14 protein-coding genes are annotated in these 19137 nt (G+C 55.8%); 3 read left to right on the top strand and 11 right to left on the bottom strand.

The features are described 5' to 3' along the window. Positions 1–68: 68 nt before the first annotated feature. The 4 genes from KDC22_RS08550 to KDC22_RS08535 form a co-directional block, all read right to left on the bottom strand. Complete coding sequence (locus tag KDC22_RS08550; RefSeq protein ID WP_211722727.1) at positions 69–1232, bottom strand: iron-containing alcohol dehydrogenase; 1164 nt, start codon at positions 1230–1232, stop codon at positions 69–71. A 125-nt stretch (positions 1233–1357) separates the two neighbouring features. Beyond that, a complete protein-coding gene (locus tag KDC22_RS08545; protein ID WP_211722726.1) occupies positions 1358–2941 on the bottom strand; it encodes a UDP-glucose--hexose-1-phosphate uridylyltransferase in 1584 nt (527 codons plus the stop codon). Between the two features lie 41 nt (positions 2942–2982). After that, positions 2983–3969, bottom strand: a complete 987-nt coding sequence (gene galE, locus KDC22_RS08540) for a UDP-glucose 4-epimerase GalE (RefSeq protein ID WP_211722725.1) — start codon at positions 3967–3969, stop codon at positions 2983–2985. A 1-nt stretch (position 3970) separates the two neighbouring features. Continuing rightward, positions 3971–5149 carry a galactokinase gene (locus KDC22_RS08535; protein ID WP_173138134.1) on the bottom strand — a complete coding sequence of 393 codons (1179 nt, stop codon included), beginning with the start codon at positions 5147–5149 and terminating at the stop codon, positions 3971–3973. Positions 5150–5386: 237 nt separating this feature from the next. Between KDC22_RS08535 and KDC22_RS08530 the strand changes: the two genes are divergently transcribed. Continuing rightward, positions 5387–6244 carry an AraC family transcriptional regulator gene (locus KDC22_RS08530; protein ID WP_211722724.1) on the top strand — a complete coding sequence of 286 codons (858 nt, stop codon included), beginning with the start codon at positions 5387–5389 and terminating at the stop codon, positions 6242–6244. A gap of 103 nt (positions 6245–6347) precedes the next feature. On the opposite strand, the gene mgrA is transcribed toward KDC22_RS08530, so the two are convergent. The 4 genes from mgrA to KDC22_RS08510 form a co-directional block, all read right to left on the bottom strand. Beyond that, a complete protein-coding gene (gene mgrA, locus KDC22_RS08525; protein ID WP_211722723.1) occupies positions 6348–7352 on the bottom strand; it encodes an L-glyceraldehyde 3-phosphate reductase in 1005 nt (334 codons plus the stop codon). A gap of 96 nt (positions 7353–7448) precedes the next feature. Further along, positions 7449–8189 carry an NAD-dependent protein deacylase gene (locus KDC22_RS08520; RefSeq protein WP_211722722.1) on the bottom strand — a complete coding sequence of 247 codons (741 nt, stop codon included), beginning with the start codon at positions 8187–8189 and terminating at the stop codon, positions 7449–7451. Between the two features lie 35 nt (positions 8190–8224). Beyond that, positions 8225–8998, bottom strand: coding sequence for an HAD family hydrolase (locus KDC22_RS08515; RefSeq protein WP_173138142.1), 774 nt, complete (start codon positions 8996–8998; stop codon positions 8225–8227). Positions 8999–9044: 46 nt separating this feature from the next. Next, the gene (locus KDC22_RS08510; protein WP_173138144.1) at positions 9045–9794 is read right to left on the bottom strand and encodes an alpha/beta hydrolase; all 750 of its coding nucleotides are present in this window, start codon (positions 9792–9794) and stop codon (positions 9045–9047) included. A gap of 221 nt (positions 9795–10015) precedes the next feature. Here KDC22_RS08510 and KDC22_RS08505 point away from each other — a divergent pair, with 221 nt between their 5' ends. Beyond that, positions 10016–11056, top strand: coding sequence for an acyltransferase family protein (locus tag KDC22_RS08505; protein WP_211722721.1), 1041 nt, complete (start codon positions 10016–10018; stop codon positions 11054–11056). A 275-nt stretch (positions 11057–11331) separates the two neighbouring features. After that, positions 11332–13017 (top strand): dihydroxy-acid dehydratase, encoded by a 1686-nt coding sequence (gene ilvD / locus KDC22_RS08500; RefSeq protein WP_173138148.1) that lies wholly within the window; start codon positions 11332–11334, stop codon positions 13015–13017. A gap of 86 nt (positions 13018–13103) precedes the next feature. Here ilvD and KDC22_RS08495 read toward each other — a convergent pair whose 3' ends face one another. The 3 genes from KDC22_RS08495 to KDC22_RS08485 form a co-directional block, all read right to left on the bottom strand. Beyond that, complete coding sequence (locus KDC22_RS08495) at positions 13104–15431, bottom strand: glycoside hydrolase family 3 N-terminal domain-containing protein (RefSeq protein WP_211722720.1); 2328 nt, start codon at positions 15429–15431, stop codon at positions 13104–13106. A 306-nt stretch (positions 15432–15737) separates the two neighbouring features. Next, a complete protein-coding gene (locus KDC22_RS08490) occupies positions 15738–17318 on the bottom strand; it encodes a response regulator transcription factor (protein WP_173138152.1) in 1581 nt (526 codons plus the stop codon). Further along, entirely contained in the window at positions 17308–19116 is a 1809-nt protein-coding gene (locus tag KDC22_RS08485) for a cache domain-containing sensor histidine kinase (RefSeq protein WP_211722719.1), read from the bottom strand. Before KDC22_RS08485 ends, KDC22_RS08490 begins: the two co-directional genes overlap by 11 nt. Positions 19117–19137 lie beyond the last annotated feature (21 nt).

The raw sequence follows: 19137 nt of genomic DNA, 5'->3' as shown, positions 1-19137 counted from the left end.
TCATTATTGTATGTCAGTTACGACAAAAAAAGCCGCTCCCGTAGAATGGAAGCGGCTGTGTGTAACCATTACAGGGCCATCTTGTAAATCTCCACAACATCCTCACGCTGCAGCTTGCGGAAGTTGCCGAACGGGCCGAAACGGACCGCCTTGTCTGCCATGCTGCCGATTTCGCTGTCGTCGATATCATAATCGCCAAGCGTCTTCGGAGCGCCGATCGAATCCCAGAAGCGGCGAAGCGCTTCAATGCCTTCGAGGCCGGTCTGCTCATCTGTTTTGCCGGAAGGGTCAATTCCGAACACATTCACAGCAAGCTGACGGAAGCGGGCAGGATTCGTGCTGAGGTTATATTTCATCCATTGCGGGAAGAGAATGGCCAGACCTCCGCCGTGGGGAATATCATACACTGCCGATACGGCATGCTCGATATTGTGGGTAGCCCAGTCACCGGCAAAGCCCATGCTGACCATACCGTTCAGTGCCATCGTTCCGCAGTACATAATGGTCTCGCGCAGCTCGAAGTTATTCAGATCCTCAATCAGCTTCGGCGCAGTCTCAATCACGGTGCGGAGCAGAGTCTCGCAGAAGCCGTCCTGTACCGGCGTATTGCCGTCTGTGTGGAAATAATGCTCCAGCGTATGGGACATGATGTCCACCATACCGTAGACCGTCTGGTCACGCGGCAGGGAGAAGGTGTTCTTCGGATCAAGGATCGAGAAGGCCGGATAAGCATGTACGCTGCCCCAGCCCATTTTTTCCTTGGTCACTTCATTGCTGATAACCGAGCCGTTGTTCATCTCCGAGCCGGTTGCCGCCATAGTCAGCACCGTCCCCAGCGGGAGCGCTCCTTGGGGGGCCGCTTTGCGTTCTACGAAGTCCCACATATCCCCTTCATATTTCGCACCGACGGCCACTGCCTTGGCACAATCCAGTACGCTGCCGCCGCCGACGGCGAGAATCAGCTCAATGCCGTTCTCCCGGCATAAGGCCACACCCTTATGTACCGTAGACAGACGCGGATTCGGCTCCACTCCTGCCAGCTCGGTCACTACAGCTCCTACAGCAGCCAGCTCAGCAATGACATTGTCATACAGGCCGCTGCGTTTGATGCTGCCGCCGCCGTACATCAGCAGTACGTTCTTGCCGTATTTCGGCACTTCGGTGCGTAGTGCCTGCAACGTCCCCTGTCCAAAAATCAGCTTGGTAGGGTTATAAAATTCAAACTTGCGCATATGGGTAAACCTCCATGAGTATGTGAATGTGAAGCACTTGTATATTATAGACCTCCTGCTTAACGCATTCAAATCCATACAGAAAGACCCCGCCGGTATCCCGGCAGGGCCACTTCATCCAGCTCTTAGTTGAACCCGCTGCTGTTCAGGAACCGGCGGAACGCCGCCTGTCCTTCCGGCGTGCGTTTGTAGACTCCGGCATGCTCCAGAATATGCGTGAACTTCATGCCAACCTCGTTCTGGACCGTCTTCACCGCTTCCTCACGGCTAAGGGAGGTGCCGAAGCGGCTTGCCAGCTCCACAATCCAGGAGGTATGCAGTGCCAGCGGATGAGCTGCCCCCTGGCTCTGGACAGCCTCCAGCAGTGCGGTATCGCCTGCCAGTACGCCAGCAATGGCATCAAGCTCTTCCTTGAGCCGTCCCGGCAGAATCGCCAGTCCCATCACCTCAATCAGGCCGATATTCTCCTTCTTGATATGATGCATCTCCCGGTGCGGATGAAAAATCCCTTCGGGATATTCTTCGCTGGTCCGGTTGTTGCGCAGCACCAGATCCATCTCGTAGCCGCCGTCTTCTGCCCGGCGCACGATAGGGGTAACCGTATTATGCGGCACGCTCTCGCCGCCCTCTTCACTGAACGCCAGCACTTCGGCTGCCGGATCGCTATACGTCTTCCAGGCCTCATAGATATGGTTGCCTGCCTCCAGCAGCACCGCAGGATCTTCCGCATGCATCCGCAGCACAGACATCGGCCATTTCACGGTGCTTAAGCTGACGCCTGGATACGAAGCATGGGAGAAGGTCTCCTCTTTGGGCGCCTTCTGGATCGGGAAGGTATGCCGCCCGCCCTGGAAGTGGTCATGGGTCAGAATAGAGCCGCCGACAATCGGCAGATCGGCATTCGAGCCGATGAAATAATGCGGGAAGGCTTCCACAAAGCTAAGCAGACGCTTCAGCGTATCCTTCGTCAGTTTCATCGGCACATGATCGTGATGGAACACGATACAATGCTCGTTATAATACACATAAGGCGAGTATTGGAAGAACCATTTCTCGTTGTTCATCGAGAGCGGAATCACGCGCAGGTTCTGACGCGGCGGGTGATTCACCCGTCCGGCATAGCCGACATTCTCGCGGCAGAGCTGGCACTTGGGATAGACCGGAGGCGGCAGCAGCCGGGCCATGGCGATTTCCTTCGGACTTTTCTCCGGCTTGGAGAGGTTGATCGTCATTTCGATATCCCCGTAAGGCGAATCCTGGAGCCAATATACATTCTTGGCCACCCGGTCCATACGAATATAATTGGAATCAATGCTCAGCCTGTAAAAGCGGTCGGTTGCCGCCTGAATCCCCTGCTCTGCCCGCGTCGCGGCGAATCCGGCATTCACCTCAGACGGGCGGGCCATCAGCAGGCCCATAATCTTGGCATCCAGCAGGTCGCGGTACGTATCTGTATTCTCCGGGATCAGCCCGATGCCGAACCCGTAGTCAATCAGCTGGTCCAGCGGGGCCTGCGGGCTGTCCAGCGGAGCTTCCGTGAATGCACCTGCATACGGCTCACTGAAGCCGAACTGGTCCAGCAGTTCATTGCGGCTGTAATCAACGTCTGCAGGCTGAATCAGCCCCGTGTGCCCGGCGAACAGAACCAGCTGTTCAATCGCATACAGCGCCTTCTCAGAGGCAGCAGCCGTACTATTATCGTTCTGCATTTCAATTCTCCTCATATGATTGCTTATTCTTCAAGCCAGGCTTACTCCCCGTACCCCTGCGGGTTCGCGGAATGCCAGTTCCAGGCGCTTTGAATGATGCCTTCCAGGTCGGCGTGCTGCGGGTCCCAGCCCAGCACCTGACGGGCTTTGGCAGAGGAAGCGACCAGCACTGCCGGGTCTCCGGCACGGCGCTCCTGGATCACAACCGGAATATCAAGGCCGGTGACCTTCTTCGCCGTCTCAATCACCTGCTTCACGGAGAAGCCCAGGCCGTTGCCCAGGTTGAAGATATTGCTTGCACTGCCGCTGCGCAGATAGGTTACTGCACGGACATGCGCATCTGCCAGATCGCTGACATGGATGTAGTCGCGTACGCAGGTTCCGTCCTCCGTCGGATAGTCTTCGCCGAAGACTGCGATGTTCTCACGCTGCTTCAGGGCAGCCTGGAGCACCAGCGGAATCAGGTGGCTCTCCGGACGGTGGTCTTCGCCGATCTTGCCGCTGGCATGAGCGCCTGCGGCATTGAAGTAGCGCAGCGCTACATACTTGATGCCCAGCACTTTGTCGAACCAGGCCATCATGCGTTCCATGGTCAGCTTGGTTTCGCCGTAGACATTCGCAGGTTCCGTGCGGTCGGTCTCTTCGATGGGCACCTTTTCAGGTTCGCCGTAGGTTGCGGCTGTAGAGGAGAAGACGATTTTGTCCACACCTGCATGCTGCATGGCTTCCAGCAGACACTGTGTTCCATAGACATTGTTGTCGTAATATTTGACCGGGTCCTTCATGCTCTCGCCCACCAGGGAGCTGGCTGCGAAGTGAATCACTGCCTCAATCTCGTTCTCGGAGAACAGCTTGGCCAGCAGTGCCTTGTCGCGCAGGTCTCCTTCATACAGCTTGCCGCCAAGCAGCGCCTCACGGTGCCCGGTCAGCAGATTGTCAATCACCACAACCTCTTCCCCGCGGTCCAGCAGCTCTGCTACTGTGTGTGAACCGATGTATCCTGCTCCGCCCGTTACCAGAATCGCCATCTTACTTCACTCCTTTCAATTCTTCCACACCGTTACCGATGCCGCATACATAGAATTCGCCGGTCAGACCTGTTCTGTTCTTGTAAGCTTCACCTACCTCAGCGATGAACCGCTGCACATCATCCTCATGCACCAGAGATACCGTACATCCGCCGAAGCCTGCGCCCGTCATCCGCGAGCCGAGTGTGCCCGGAATGCGCTGTGCTTCTTCAACCATAACGTCCAGCTCTTCGCAGCTGACCTCATACAGGTCGCGGAGCGAGACATGGGAGTCATTCATATACAGACCGAATTGCTTCAGGTCATTGTTCTTCAGAACTTCAACCGAGTCCAGCACGCGCTGGTTCTCTTCCACCACATGGCGGGCACGGCGTCTAACCGTTTCGTCGGTGATTTTATCCTGATGCTGCCCGAATTGCTCCGGCTTCATCTCGGCCAGATAGGACAGGGAGGGAACCTCCTGCTTCAGAATAGCCAGCGCCTCTTCACACTGGCTGCGGCGCTCATTATACTTGGAGTCCACCAGTCCGCGCTTCTTGTTCGTATTGCTGATCACCAGCTTATAGCTGCCGGTCACGAATGGAACCAGGCTGTATTCCAGAGTGTCGCACATCAGCAGGATGGCCTGGTCGCGCTTGCCGTTAGCCACTGCGAACTGGTCCATGATACCGGAGTTCACGCCGACATACTGGTTCTCCGCACGCTGGGACAACAGGGCGATCTCAACGGTGTCTGTGTCACCGCCAAGCAGCGTCAGGAAGGCAAAGCCTGTTACTACCTCGATGGAAGCGGAAGAGGACAAGCCCGAACCGTTAGGAATTTCACCGTGGAACAAAAGGTCGTAGCCTCCGGATACCGGAAGATCCTTCTTGGCCAGCTCTACCATTACGCCTACGGGATAGTCCACCCATTCGCCGGTCTTGGCATGGCCGATCTCACTGAAGTCGATAGAGGCTTCATAAGGGAAATTCGTCGATGCGAATTGAACCTTGCCGTCTGTGCGCGGACGCACGATCAGGGTGGTTCCGAAGTCCAGCGCTGCCGGGAACACATAGCCGCCGTTGTAATCCAGATGTTCTCCGATCAGATTCACGCGGCCTGGTGCGTAGAATACCCGCGCCTCTTCCCCGCTCTCCCCGTACTTCTCGATAAATTTGCTGTTCAGTGCCTGTATGCTCATTATTGCCACTCCATCCTTTCGGTGCTTGTGCTTGGACTTTGGAATTCAACTTGCGTCCTTCATGACTACATTATAATAAAATCAGACTTGCCCTGATAATGCAATCATGTGTGCAATGTATGGACAAATGTGACTTCTATCCTTACTCAGGCTATACTCGGTAAGAAGGAAATTCACTTGGCGCTTACCCTTTCAGATAGCAGTGGTAGCGTTATATTCAGGAAAGGCGGCTTAGAAGTGCAACATACCTATTCTGTAGGATCTAATCCTGTATATTACGATAAGCAAGTGCTGCATGTACTCTTTGCAGGGGAGAGCCAGACGCTTCCGCTGCATCAGGCCGGCCCCAAGATCTACGAATACTATCTGCTGCATTATATTGAATCCGGCTCCGGGGTCTTCCGGACGGAGCAGCGAACTTATGAGCTGGGGGCCGGGGACTGCTTCCTGATTCACCCGGGCCAGCTCGTCAGCTACATCTCTGATCCGCAGCAGCCCTGGCGGTACCGCTGGGCCGCCTTCACCGGTGGTGACGCCGGTCAGCTTGCGCAGCAGGCGGGCTTCACTCCATTTGCACCGGTTCTGTCTACCGCTGAAGGCAGCGTGATTCCCGGTGCGCTGACCGGTATGATGTCCGCCTTCTATACCAATAAGGAGAGTGCCTCTCTCACCGCTCTGGGATATCTATACCTTATTGCAGGCGAAGCTGCGGAGCTGCTGGTCTCTTCTTCCCGGCTCCCGGGCGCAGAATCGCAGGTCAAGCGGACGGTGAAGCAAATGATCAACTATATGGCTTCACAGTATGCCCATCCGGTCTCGATTGAACAAATGTGCGGCAGCCTGGGATATAACCGGGCCTACCTCTCCCGTATCTTCAAGCAGGAGACCGGGCTCTCTCCGGTGACCTACCTGCTGAAGCTGCGGGTAGAGAAGTCACGCCAGCTGCTGCGTGAACGTCCCGAGCTATCCGTGGAGCAGGTTGCGGCTTCGGTGGGACTGACGGATGCCTTGTACTTCTCCCGGCAGTTCAAACGCTTCTACAGCCAATCCCCCACCACCTACCGCCTGGCAACGGTGAACCCCGGCGGGAAATAGCCTGGACCAACAGCCCGAATCCTGAACCGGAAGCGGGCTGTTTCATGCTGCTATGTTTATTAAGCTAATCCTCTGACATTACAGGTTGATAGGTTGACGACGCTCAGGCTTCATTCTCCGTCTTCAGGATCGTTTCGATCCGTTCCAGCTCCTCCTGGGAGAACTCGCCATAGGACAGAGCGGCGATATTCTCCTCAATCTGGCTGACCCGGCTCGCGCCGATCAGCGCCGAGGTTACCCGGCCTCCGCGCAGCGTCCAGAGCAAGGCGAACTGGGCCAGACTCTGACCGCGGGCTACCGCCATCTGGTTCAGCGCGTGGATTTTGCGCAGCACCTCCGGTGTAATCCGGTTCTCATTCAGAGCGGTTGAAGGCCCGGCGGCCCTGGAATCGCCGGGAATACCGTTCAGATATTTATTGGTCAACAGACCCTGCGCCAGCGGAGTGAAGGCGATACTGCCCACCCCGTGTTCCTCCAGCACATCCTGAAGCCCGCCTTCGATCCAGCGGTCCAGCATGGAATATCGCGGCTGATGAATCAGCAGCGGGGTTCCCAGCTCCTTCAGGATGGTAATCGCCTGCAAGGTCTGCTCCGCCGTATAGTTGGACAAGCCGATGTAGAGTGCCTTGCCTGAACGTACGGCATGATCCAGCGCTCCCATCGTTTCTTCCATGGGCGTCTCCGGGTCCGGGCGGTGAGAGTAGAAGATATCCACATAATCCAGCCCCAGCCGCTTCAGACTCTGGTCCAGACTGGACAGGAGATATTTGCGTGAACCCCAGTCCCCGTAGGGGCCAGGCCACATATTGTATCCCGCCTTAGTCGATATCACCAGCTCATCACGGTAAGGGGAGAGATCCCGGGCCAGAACCTTGCCGAACAGCTCTTCTGCTGATCCGGCCGGAGGCCCGTAGTTGTTCGCCAAGTCAAAATGGGTAATCCCGAGATCAAAAGCGCGGGTAATCATCTCACGGCCGTTCTCATAGGTATCAATGCCGCCGAAATTATGCCACAGGCCCAGGGAGATGGCCGGAATCTTCAGTCCAGACCTGCCGGTGCGGTTGTAACGCATGACTTCATACCGTTCCTCATTAGCCACATATACCATATCTTATCCCTGCCTCTCGTTTCGCTTTGTTATGCATTACCCTACTTTAAACTCAGGACGGAATTTGTAATCTTATTCTCCAGAAAAGCTTAAAGTCTAGCCTAGCAGCCCCTGTATTCTGCCCATCACCTCACCGATCCGCTCTGTAATAATCAGATCCGCCTGATCATCGTACGGGGTGGGTTCGCCGTTTAGCAGTACCGTATGCCGTCCTCTGAAGTAAGTGACCAGACTCGCGGCTGGCTGAACAGTGAGTGAGGTGCCGCCGATGATCAGCAGATCCGCCGCTGCAATAGCGTCTACAGCCTCCACCAGCACCTCATGATCGAGCGCTTCCTCATAGAGCACTACATCCGGCTTGATAATCCCGCCGCAGTCCAGGCACCGCGGCACTGCATCACTCTGCTCCAGCCATTCCTCCAGGCCGTAATACCGCTGGCAGCCCATGCAGTGATTACGGTGGATCGAACCATGCAGCTCGAGCACACGGCGGCTGCCCGCAATCTGATGCAGGCCGTCGATATTTTGCGTAATGACGGCCTTCAGCTTGCCAGAGGCTTCCAGCTCTGCAAGCAGCCGGTGGGCGCCGTTCGGCTTCGCACCGGGATGAATCATCTTGCTGCGGTAGAAATCAAAAAAAATGTCCGGCGAGGACATGAAAAAGCTGCGGCTGAGCATCACCTCAGGCGGGTAAGGAGAATTGTGCTGTGTCTGGTAGAGTCCGGCTGCCGAACGGAAATCCGGGATGCCGCTCTCCGTCGAGGTTCCGGCGCCGCCAAAAAATACAATATTATTGCTGTTCTTCAACCAGGAAGCCAGCAGCTGCAATTGATCCATAGTCTCTACACATTTCCCTTCTGTACGGAATGTATTTAGAATGCTGTAAGGCGAAGCTGTTCATATCCGGAGATCACGATATCCGCATCCAGCAGGTGACCTGAACTCCCGTCCGGAGATATCCCGATGGCAAGACGGAGGCCCGCGCCTGCGCCAAGCTGCATATCTGCATTGCTGTCACCGATAATAACGGTCTCGCCGGGCAGAAGACCGAGCTCGCGGCAGGCGGTCTCGGCCATCTCCGGTGCAGGCTTACCGTACTTCACCCTGTCTCTGGTGACGACCGAACCGAAATAACCGGAAATTCCAAGCCACTCCAGATGCTCACGGGTAGTCCCCATATTGTCTGAGGTCACTACACCGAGCTTCAAGGAAGCTGCCTTACACTGCTCCAGAAAATCCTGTAAGCCCGGCATTGGCAGCGCTGCCTGCCTTCTGCGCAGCTCGCTCATCGCTTCCTTGGAGACTGCATTTACACGCGTGACCGCCTCATTCCAGGGAACACCGGCAGCATACAGCTGCCAGGCCAGAATCCCGATCGTCTCTTCGGCGGTCGCCATGGAGAGCGGTCCGGCGGGATCATACCCGGTCACCTTGCCTGCGGAATCATGGACCGTTCCCAGCACCTTGGCAAGGTCCGCTCCTGAACCGGAAGAGCTTCCGATCAGCGTGAGCTGGCTGCTTAATCCCTCAAGCATTAGATTCGCCCAATGGCCCCAGGTGCCAAGCAGATCCAGCAGCGTTCCGTCCTTGTCGAACAGGATACCCCGGCAGGGAACGGTGATTTCATTAATATGCAACACAGGCATTCCATCGCTCCTCTGCATAGATTACATTATTTCTATGATTCTATATTCATTTGGTCTGGCGCAGATTGCCCATCCAGTCCAGCATTGCCCGCACAGTCCGCGTCTGCTGTTCTTCTTCTGTAATCGCAGCGACACCGTCACCCTTTTGCGGGCCATAACTCCCGAACTGGGCATGATTGCCGCCTTCAACCGACACGTATACAGTATTGCCGGGTAAATAGGCGCGTCCTTGGTTATAGCTCTTCTGATCAACCACCTTATCCTCCGTGCCAAGCACAGACAATACAGACAGCGTAGTGTCCTTCAGGCTGCCCTTCTCGTCAGGATACGAGGCCAGCAAAAAAACGCCTTCCAGCTGACCGGCATGATCTGCAGCGAAGCGCGAGGCCATGACGCCGCCGAGCGAGTGGCCGCCAAGGACGAAGGACTGCTTGGGATGAACGCGGATAATCTCTTCGGCCGCATCCCCTTTAATCACGGCGAGGTTAAGCGGCATTCTGGCAATGTAGAACGGGTGGCCGGCCGCAGCCACTTTTCTGGCCAACGGGGCATACGCCTCCGCCTTGACCAAGGCACCGGGATAAAAGATCACGGATGTGCCAAGCACAACCGCAGGGTCAAACGAGATCCAATTGTCATTCTGCTCCACAGATACTCCTCCGGCAGAGATAAGGGCTGTTTCGGCCCGTTCTTCCGGCTTATACGGGGTCAGATACCTCCATATAAACACCCCTGCCACCAGCAGAATCAGCACGATCCCTATAAGCACACGGCGTCTGGTAATATTCTTGTTCATTCAACTTCACTCCCGGTTATTGCATACTGAAAATTATAAAGTAATCAATGAAATCAAACAACCTTCAAGAGTTCGCCACATATGGGCGCATCTATTCCCAATGATAGCGCTTACTATTGTGATATATTTCACAATTTATTTACCGGAAATCATGTATTTTAAAATTAAAGTATTTAAACACTGCGCAACACGTAAACCGAATCTCACTTGGAGGTTACGTCATGACCCGGGAAAGCTCGCTTGATCTGCGCGGAGAGACCTTTTTTCTTAACCTGCGCTTCATGCTTATTGTAACTGTCTTCGTGGCCAATGCGATGGAACCCCTGATTCAGGAAATGAGCGGACTCCACACCCTTTACCAGTGGATCTTCAGCTTCCATATGCCTCTCTTCGTGCTTGTGACCGGGTACTTTGCCCGCACAAGCTTAAATGGAGCGGCCGGCCGCAAGATGCTGCTGCAAATTGCCCTCCAGTACATCATTTTTCAGAGCCTCTATTCCGCACTCGACGCTTCCCTGTTCCATGTAAATAACATACAGCATTCCTTCTTCGCTCCTTATCTGCTGCTGTGGTTCCTGGCCAGCCATGCCTTCTGGCGTCTGCTGATGCTGGGCATGAGCCGCTGGAGCCGCAGCGCCCAACTGGCCTTCGCCGTTACCGCAGGGGTGGCCGTAGGTTATCTGCAACTGGACGGGATCTGGTTCAGCATCAGCCGCACCTTTGTGTATCTGCCCTTTTTCGTCATCGGAACCCATTTCTCCTTCGGAGCTTTCGTCAAGCTGTATCAGCAATATGTCAAAATCACTGCCGCTGCCGCCTCACTCCTGCTGCTCGCTCTAATCGGCCTGTTCGGCCGTGATCTCCCGCTAGGCTGGCTGTACGGCAGTATGACCTACATGCAGCTTGGCGCCCATGATTGGTATGCGGGGTTGTTCCGGCTCGCTGTGTACGGTCTGCAATTTGCCGCTTCCCTGGCGTTTCTCGGCCTGGTCCCTTACAGGTTAAGCCGTATGACGGACTTGGGACGCCGTACGCTCTACGCGTTCCTGCTTCACGGATTCATCGTCCGGGCGGCTGCCGTTTCCGGCCTGTACGACTATATCACTAGTCCTGCCGGAGTTGCCCTGCTGCTTGCCGGTGCAGTCGGCTGTACGGTGCTGCTGGCCCAGCCTGCGCTCAGACGCCTGCTGAATCCGCTCGTCGAGCCGTCTGTGGACTGGATAATCTCGCTGCAGCGCGCAGCGCTCAGACGTTCGCTCTAGATTAGGAATATTGTTCCAAATCTATCTATATTGAAGCCTTTCCCGTCCGGGAGGGGCTTCTTTCTGTTTGCACAACAATGAAGCCGTTTCCATGAATCCGCCGCCCCGGGACTGCGACAAACTTCACATTGTCCGGTAGAAAAAAGAGACTTTTTGTGATAGACTCTCTATTAACGTTCTTAACCAATCACCGCAGACACGTGAATTCCCGGATTGCATTGCGTTAATGCGGCACTATATTTGCTTCACCAATACTTTTAAGGGGAAATGTCATCATGGCAAACAAAAAAATGCGCTCAGACATGATCAAAAAAGGCTTTGACCGCGCTCCGCACCGCAGCCTTCTGCGGGCCGCAGGTGTTAAGGAAGAGGATTTCGGCAAGCCGTTCATCGCGGTCTGCAATTCCTATCTCGACATTGTACCGGGTCATGTGCATCTTCAGGAATTCGGCAAAATCGTGAAGGAAGCGATCCGTGAAGCCGGCGGGGTTCCGTTCGAATTCAATACCATCGGCGTAGATGACGGTATTGCCATGGGACATATCGGAATGCGCTATTCACTCCCAAGCCGCGAGATTATTGCTGATTCTGTGGAAACGATGGTCTCCGCTCACTGGTTCGATGGAATGGTATGTATCCCTAACTGTGATAAAATCACCCCGGGCATGATGATGGGCGCACTGCGCGTCAACATCCCGACCATCTTCGTCAGCGGCGGGCCGATGAAGGCCGGCGTAGACAGCAAAGGCAAGAAGCTCTCCCTGACTTCCGTGTTTGAAGGCGTAGGTGCCCATCAGGTCGGCAAGATCAATGACGCTGAATTGCTTGAACTGGAACAATTCGGCTGTCCAACCTGCGGATCATGCTCCGGTATGTTCACTGCCAACTCCATGAACTGTCTGGCCGAAGCTATGGGCCTGGCACTTCCGGGCAACGGCACCATTCTGGCTGTAGCAGAAGAACGCAGAGATTTCGTCCGCAAATCAGCTACCCAGCTCATGGAGCTGATCAAGCTGGATCTGAAACCGCGTGATATCGTAACCCATGAATCGCTGGATAATGCCTTTGCACTGGATATGGCTATGGGCGGCTCCACCAACACGGTGCTGCATACCCTGGCCCTGGCTCAAGAAGCTGAAATCGACTATCCGCTGGAGCGCATCAATGAAGTAGCCAACCGCGTGCCTTACTTGGCCAAGCTGGCTCCAGCCTCCGATATCTTCATCGAGGATGTGGACCGGGCAGGCGGCGTCAGCGCCGTGCTGAACGAGCTGCTGAAGAAGCCGGGCGCCATCTTCGGCGACTGCATGACCGTAACCGGCAAGACTCTGGCCGAGAATGTCACCGGTCATGAGATTCAGGATACGTCAGTTATTCATACAATAGACAACCCTTATTCCCCAGTAGGCGGATTGGCTGTACTCTACGGCAATCTGGCTCCTGAAGGTTCCATCATCAAGGTTGGTGCCGTAGACGCTTCCGTTGGCGGCTACCACAAAGGACCTGCCATCTGCTTCGACTCCCAGGAGCAGGCGCTGGAAGGAATCGCGAACGGCAAGGTCAAAGAAGGCCATGTCGTTGTGATCCGGTATGAAGGTCCGAAGGGTGGACCGGGTATGCCGGAAATGCTGGCTCCGACTTCGCAGATCGTCGGTATGGGTCTTGGCGCCAAGGTCGGCCTGATCACTGACGGCCGGTTCTCCGGTGCGTCCCGCGGCATCAGCATCGGCCACATCTCGCCGGAAGCGGCTGAGGGCGGACCGATTGCTTTTGTCGAGGATGGCGACATCATCGAGCTGGATCTGATCAACCGCAAGATCGAGCTGCTGGTTGAAGAAGAAGTGCTGGCTGTCCGCCGCAGCGGCTGGAAGGAATTCGAACCGAAGGTGAAGACCGGGTACCTCGCCCGTTACTCCAAGCTGGTTACCAATGCAAGCAAAGGCGGCGTGCTGAAGATCTAATAGTTAGCCGCAGCGACCGGATATAACACAATAGAGCAGCGATTCTCCGTTGACTGGAGAACCGCTGCTCTTTTTTTGTTCGTTGATTATACTCCGGTACCAAGTCCGTCCGTAATCTCAAGCTCCACTGTCCGGGCGCCGGCAAGGCTCCCTCCAGCCATCACCGTAACCCGGCAGGGGACAGGCGCAAACTTCATTGAAGTATTCCATATCCCCAGCTCTTCCACGCCCAGATGGAAGGTTACGGTCTGCTCTTCTCCCGGCTGCAGAGAGATTTTGCTGAAGCCCTTCAGTTCTGCAATCCGGCGGGTGATCCCCGACTCCCGGGCACGGATGTACAGCTGAACGGTCTCCATACCTGAGATAGCGCCGGTATTCTTCACCTTGATACTGACAGCTACCCGGCTGCCGGTACCCAGATCAGCTGTTGAGATGGAGTCAGCGGATAAAGAGACACTGCCGTATTCAAAACTGGTGTAGCTGAGCCCGTGTCCGAAGGCATACAGCGGGGCAGACGGCATATCCACATATACCCGGGGACGGCCCGGGTCCTTCTGGTTGTAATATACCGGCAGCTGCCCGGAGGAACGCGGAAGAGACACCGGCAGCTTGCCGCTGGGATTCACGAGGCCGAACACCATTTCAGCGATGGCCTGTCCGCCTTCCGACCCGGGATATGCCGCGCAGAGAAGCGCACCGGCTAGCGGCTCCAGTTCGTCCAGTGCATGCGGACGGCCTTGGATCACAACTGCGACCACCGGTGTACCGGTGGCAGCCACTGCTTCTGCAAGCTGCAGCTGGATGCCGCCGAGCCGCAGGTCAGCCAGATCCACGCCTTCTCCACAGTCCATTTCGGATGGACTGCCTTCACTGATAATTGCGGCACCGTTGGCCTCGAAGTCGCCGCCGAACTGCCGTGCACTGCTGCCTCCCAGCACCAATACAGCAACATCCGCACGCTGTGCCAGCTCCACCGCTTCGCTCAGACCGGCTGTGGAAGATTCGCGGATGCCGCAGCCCAGAGCATGTACAACCTCAACACCGGCGGGGGCACATTGCCGGATGCCCTGGAGTACGGTCGTACCGCTTCCCTCCCGCTGGATGCTGGTATAATCGCCGAGCTGATTGTACAGCCGATCCGCATTCGGACCGATAACCGCAATCCGCCGGAGCTTGCCGGAGAGCGGAAGCAAAGCATCTTCGTTCTTCAGCAGAACGGCCGATTCCCGTGCCACCTGCAGGTTTAGCCTGCGGGTATCTGCATGACCAACTACAGAAAGCGCCAGCTGCTCATCCGTATAGGGGCGTTCAAACAAGCCGAGCCGGAATTTCAGCGCCAGCACACGGGATACTGCACGGTCAATATCAGCCTCGCGGACAAGGCCCCGGTTCACTGCCTCCTCAAGCGTGCTGAACGCTTTGTCCCACAGGCTGAGGTCAACGCCGGCGGATAAGGCCAGCGCTGCTGCGCCTTCATAACTGCCGGTCAGCGCTATCAGACGGTCAACCGCCTGACCGTCAGCCATAACGATCCCGCCGAAATCCCATTCCCCGCGTAGAATACCGCTCAGCAGCGCCTCATTCGCATGGCAGGGAATGCCGTCGATTTCATTGTAGGCTGCCATGAATCCGGCCGCACCTGCCGCTGCACCTGCCTGCGCGGCCGGCAGATGAATCTCGCGCAGCTCACGTTCACCGATTGCGGCCGGCCCGGCATTCCTCCCGCCCTGCGCGGCTCCCTGAGCGCACAGATGCTTGAGAATCACTGCAACCTTGTCAGGTGAATCCAGCTCTTCCGGCCTTGTTCCCTGCATTCCGCGCACAGCCGCTGCCGTGAAGGCAGCCGCCAGGAACGGGTCCTCGCTGTAGCATTCCTCGGAACGGCCCCAGCGCGGATCTTGCAGAATATCCAGGGCGGACAGCAGCCCGAGGTGAGCCCCCCGGCTCCGCAGCTCCAGCGCTACCCGGCTGTAAGCCTGTTCCATCAGCTGCGGATTCCAGGTTGCTCCGGCAGCCAGATTCACGGGCAGCAGTGTTCCGTCCAGTGCCTGATGCCCATGCGGGCATTCCTCACTAAGCAGCACAGGAATGCCCAGCCGGGTATGCTCCAGCACGTAGCGCTGCACCTTGTTCGCAGCAGCCGCGCTGGCGGCGGCTGTAATTCCGTTGCTGTAATCCACGCCGGACCACGGGTCACTGCGGAATAATCCATACAATGCCCCCATGCCTGCGCCTGCAGCCACTTCCCGGCGGAAGGCCTCGGTAAGCACAAGCTCCCCGTTCTCCCAGGCATAGGCATCCCAGCCATACATCCGCTGGTTCAATTGGCCCGTCTTTTCACGCAGTGTCATGCGGGACAGAAGATCCTGAACCCGTTCCTCCACACTGCAGGAAGGTTGCTTATATATTTCCATCGTCTTGCTCCCCCCGCTTGCCCAAAGTCATCTATTTAACACGCACTTAAGATTTGAACTTGAAGCTTCATCGTCACTGCGGTGAACATTTGGACTTCCGGCCGCTGTTGTCCCCAGATTTCTTGATTTATTCCGCTCTTCGCGGTGGAAATCCGGTGACTGCTGATGCTTCCGAAGCGAGCTTTCCTGCGGAAAGCTTTCAGGCGGTCGCTACCGCTCCTACAGTTCCAAATTTCCCCTCCGCTTCTTTTGCTTTTTGTTTATTTCTCTAGTGCTTCTTATCTAACTGCCTTGTCCCGCCTAACCTTACAAGTCCTTGCTCGCCCGCAAGCCCCGGTATTCCTTGGGGGTCATGCCCGTATAGGACTTGAACACCGTCACGAAATATTTGTATTCCTTGTAGCCCACCTTGTCGGCAATTTCGAATATCTTATCATGTGTAGCCGCAAGCAGTGCCTTAGCCTGCTCGATCCGCAGCTCGTTCATGTATTCCGTGAACCCCTTTCCTGTGCTCTGCTTGAAAATATAGCTGAAATAACTGGGCGTAATCTTCAGCCAGGCCGCGACCTCGGATGCCTTCAGATCCGTACGGTATTGCGCTTCAATGTAACGCTTGGCCTTCTCAACGATCCAGTAGGAGCGGTCTGTGCCATTCTGTTCAATCAGCTCCAGCAGGTCGCCCATGTCCTTCTGGATCAGCTCCTGGAGAGCATCGTAAGAATTGAACAGGTAGAGGTCCGGTGACTGGCGGCCATAATCCATACCGGTAATTCCGCTCTTGCGCAGCCGCTGGCGCAGCAGAGCGAACAGCTCCTCATACACAGTCACAATCTCATGCAGCAAATACGATTCACGCTTGAAAAATCTCAGCATCTCCGATACCAGCTCCCCGGTCTCGCCGGCATCCTGCTTGAATAGAGCCGCTACCAGATTCTGCACCGTACCGGCAATATCCAATGCCGCAGGCTCTCTTGTACCGCTCCACTGCCGGACAATATCTTCCTCAAGCACAGCAGAGTTATCCAGTACAGCATAGCGCAGCAGCCCCGCGGCTTCCGCACATCGGTCCGACGTCTCTGCGGCATCGTCATAAGTCTGCGATGCTCCGCAGTGCAGCTCCGCCCCGGGGATAAGCCCGGGAACGAAGCCGTCCAGCCATTCACGCCATTCCTGCGGCTCCAGCCGGTGGTCTGCCGCCGCCAATGTAATCAGCAGATTCTCATGAGCGAAGATAGAGACAAGCTTCAGGCCGGGTAATGCCAGCTGCCCCTGAAGGCAGCCTATCCACTGCTCCTGAAGCTGCTCATACTCCTCTTGCCCAAGCTCCGAATAACGCCCGTGGAAGCAGCTCAGCTGCGTGGCAAGAATTCTGAACTGTGCTCCCTGAAGTGAAGAGGGGGCAGCCTTGCGGTACGCCATCCCTTGCCGGGCCATGTTGGTCAGCCAGAGCTTCACTTCATCTCTGCCGCCCTCCTGCTTCTGCTGCCGGATATCTTCTGCCAGCTTGCCCACTACCCCGGTAAGCTCGTCTATATTAACCGGCTTCAACAAATAGTCGTTCACCCCGAGCCGGATCGCCTGGCGTGCATAATCGAAATCTTCATAGCCGCTGATAATTATCATGCGGACCCCGGGATAACGCCGTCCCACCTGCTCAGCAAGCTGGAGACCATCCATGCCATCCATCCGGATGTCCGAGAGTACGAAATCCACCTCATGCTCCCCCATAATCTGCAGCGCTTCCTCACCGTCGTAAGCTTCGCCGATGACCTCTATTCCCAGCGCAGCCCAGTCGATGGTCAGGCGAAGTCCTTTGCAAATGACCGGTTCATCATCAACAATCAGCATTTTAAGCCCTTTGGTGTCTGTTCGTCCGTTATTGCCCATGATCTTCTCCCCCCTCGCTTCCGGCCTGCCGCAGCGGGAGTGTGACACGGATACGTGTACCTTCACCCGATGTATGGATAATCCGCAGCCCGTAATCCTGTCCGAAAAAAATAGACAGCCGTTCATGAATATTGCGCAGCGCCCCTTCATGGCCGCTGACGCGCATGGAAGGCCTGCGATCCAGGGTAGCTGCGATCTCCCGCACCCGGTCCGGAGTCATGCCTGTTCCATTGTCGGTCACATCAATTCGTATTTCATCTTCAGCCGTATAAGCCTTCACTTCAATCGTATGAACAGCCTTGCTCCTGTCCATAGCGTGCTTGACCGAGTTCTCCACCAGCGGCTGGAGGGTCGCCTTCAGAGTGACTGCCTCTTCAATACCCGGCTCCAGGTGCAGCGAATAGGACAGCTTATCCCCCAACCGGTACTGCTGTAAATACAAATAAGCCTGTACAAATTCCATTTCCTTGCCCAACGTCGTCTGATAGCTTCCGTTATTGACGCTGGCGCGAAAGAATCTGGACAGCATTTCGATCAGCTGACTGGATTGCTCCGCCTGCTCCAGACGGGCCGTCCAGCGGATCATATCCAGGGTATTGTACAGAAAATGAGGGTCCATCTGATTCTGCATCAGCCTTAGCTCCGCTTCCCTTTCGCGGAGCTCCAGCTTGTATTTATGATCAATCAGCTGCTGGATGGTCATGACCATCTCATTAAACTTACTGCCCAGTTCAGCAATCTCATCCTGAGAGCTGACGGGCACCCTCGCGCTGAAGTCACCGCCGGCCACACGCCCCGTCTCAATCTTCAGCCGCAGAATCGGACGGATAATCGTATAGTGGAATCCAAGGAGCGCAGTGAGCGCCAGCACCAGAATAGCAATCAGGATAATGGACATCACGATCTTGACGCTGCGGAATTCCTCCGCCATCTTCCCTTCGGAGATGAGAACGACCACTTTCCAGTCGGAATTGTCAATTTGGTTATACATAGTCAGGTACCGTTTGCCCCCGATTTCAGCGGTAGCCAGCTTGCTGCTGCCAGCCGTGAGCCTTTGCATCAGGCTCTGGTCCGGCACATAGCCGTCCGGCAGACGGTTGACCGATTCCAGGATCAGATCACCCGCTCCGCCCATTACGAACACGCTGCCATAACCTGCTGCCAGCACACCTTTTTCAAGCTGAGCGGCGATCTCCGCCTCATCAAGCCGGATGGTCAGCATGCCGAGCGGCTTCGTAATCTCACTGAAGGAATTCAGGACACGGATCATGGAGAGCACCCGGACCTGCCCATTCCAGGAGCTGTTCAGCGGATAGCCCTCCGTCCAGAGAATCCCGCCTTTGCGGGCTACCGCCTCACGCTCCCACTTGCCTTCATCCCCGCTGAACGGCTCACCCATCTCGATAGCATTACCGTTGTACCCGGAGATCTCAATGGAACGGATATAACTTCTCGACATTAACTGGAAGGTCAGGAAATCCTCAATATTACGTTTATATACAGACCTTTGTTCAGCCTCAAGCGGCGGATAGCTGCGGAGAAAGTTCCGCATGTCGGGACTGAGAATGAAGTAGTCGGCGATATCCTCCACCATTTTGGTCTGCTCGCCAAGCTGGCTGGTCACATTATCAAGGTTGCGGCGGGTAGCACTGATGAACTGCTCGCGGAGCACCTTGTTATACTTATATTGAACGATGACCCCGACCCCGATGGTCGGCAGAAAGACAAATAGCAGAAATATCACCATAGCCTTGCGTTTCAAGCCGAAATTACCGGCCTTTCTCCAGCGTGTTTTCATCCTCAGACTCCTTTTTTCCTC

It is taken from the genome of Paenibacillus tritici, assembly GCF_018207515.1.
Lineage (GTDB): Bacteria > Bacillota > Bacilli > Paenibacillales > Paenibacillaceae > Paenibacillus_AQ > Paenibacillus_AQ tritici.
Note: the sequence above shows the minus strand (reverse complement) of the source record. Positions and strands in the feature narration are given on the sequence as shown.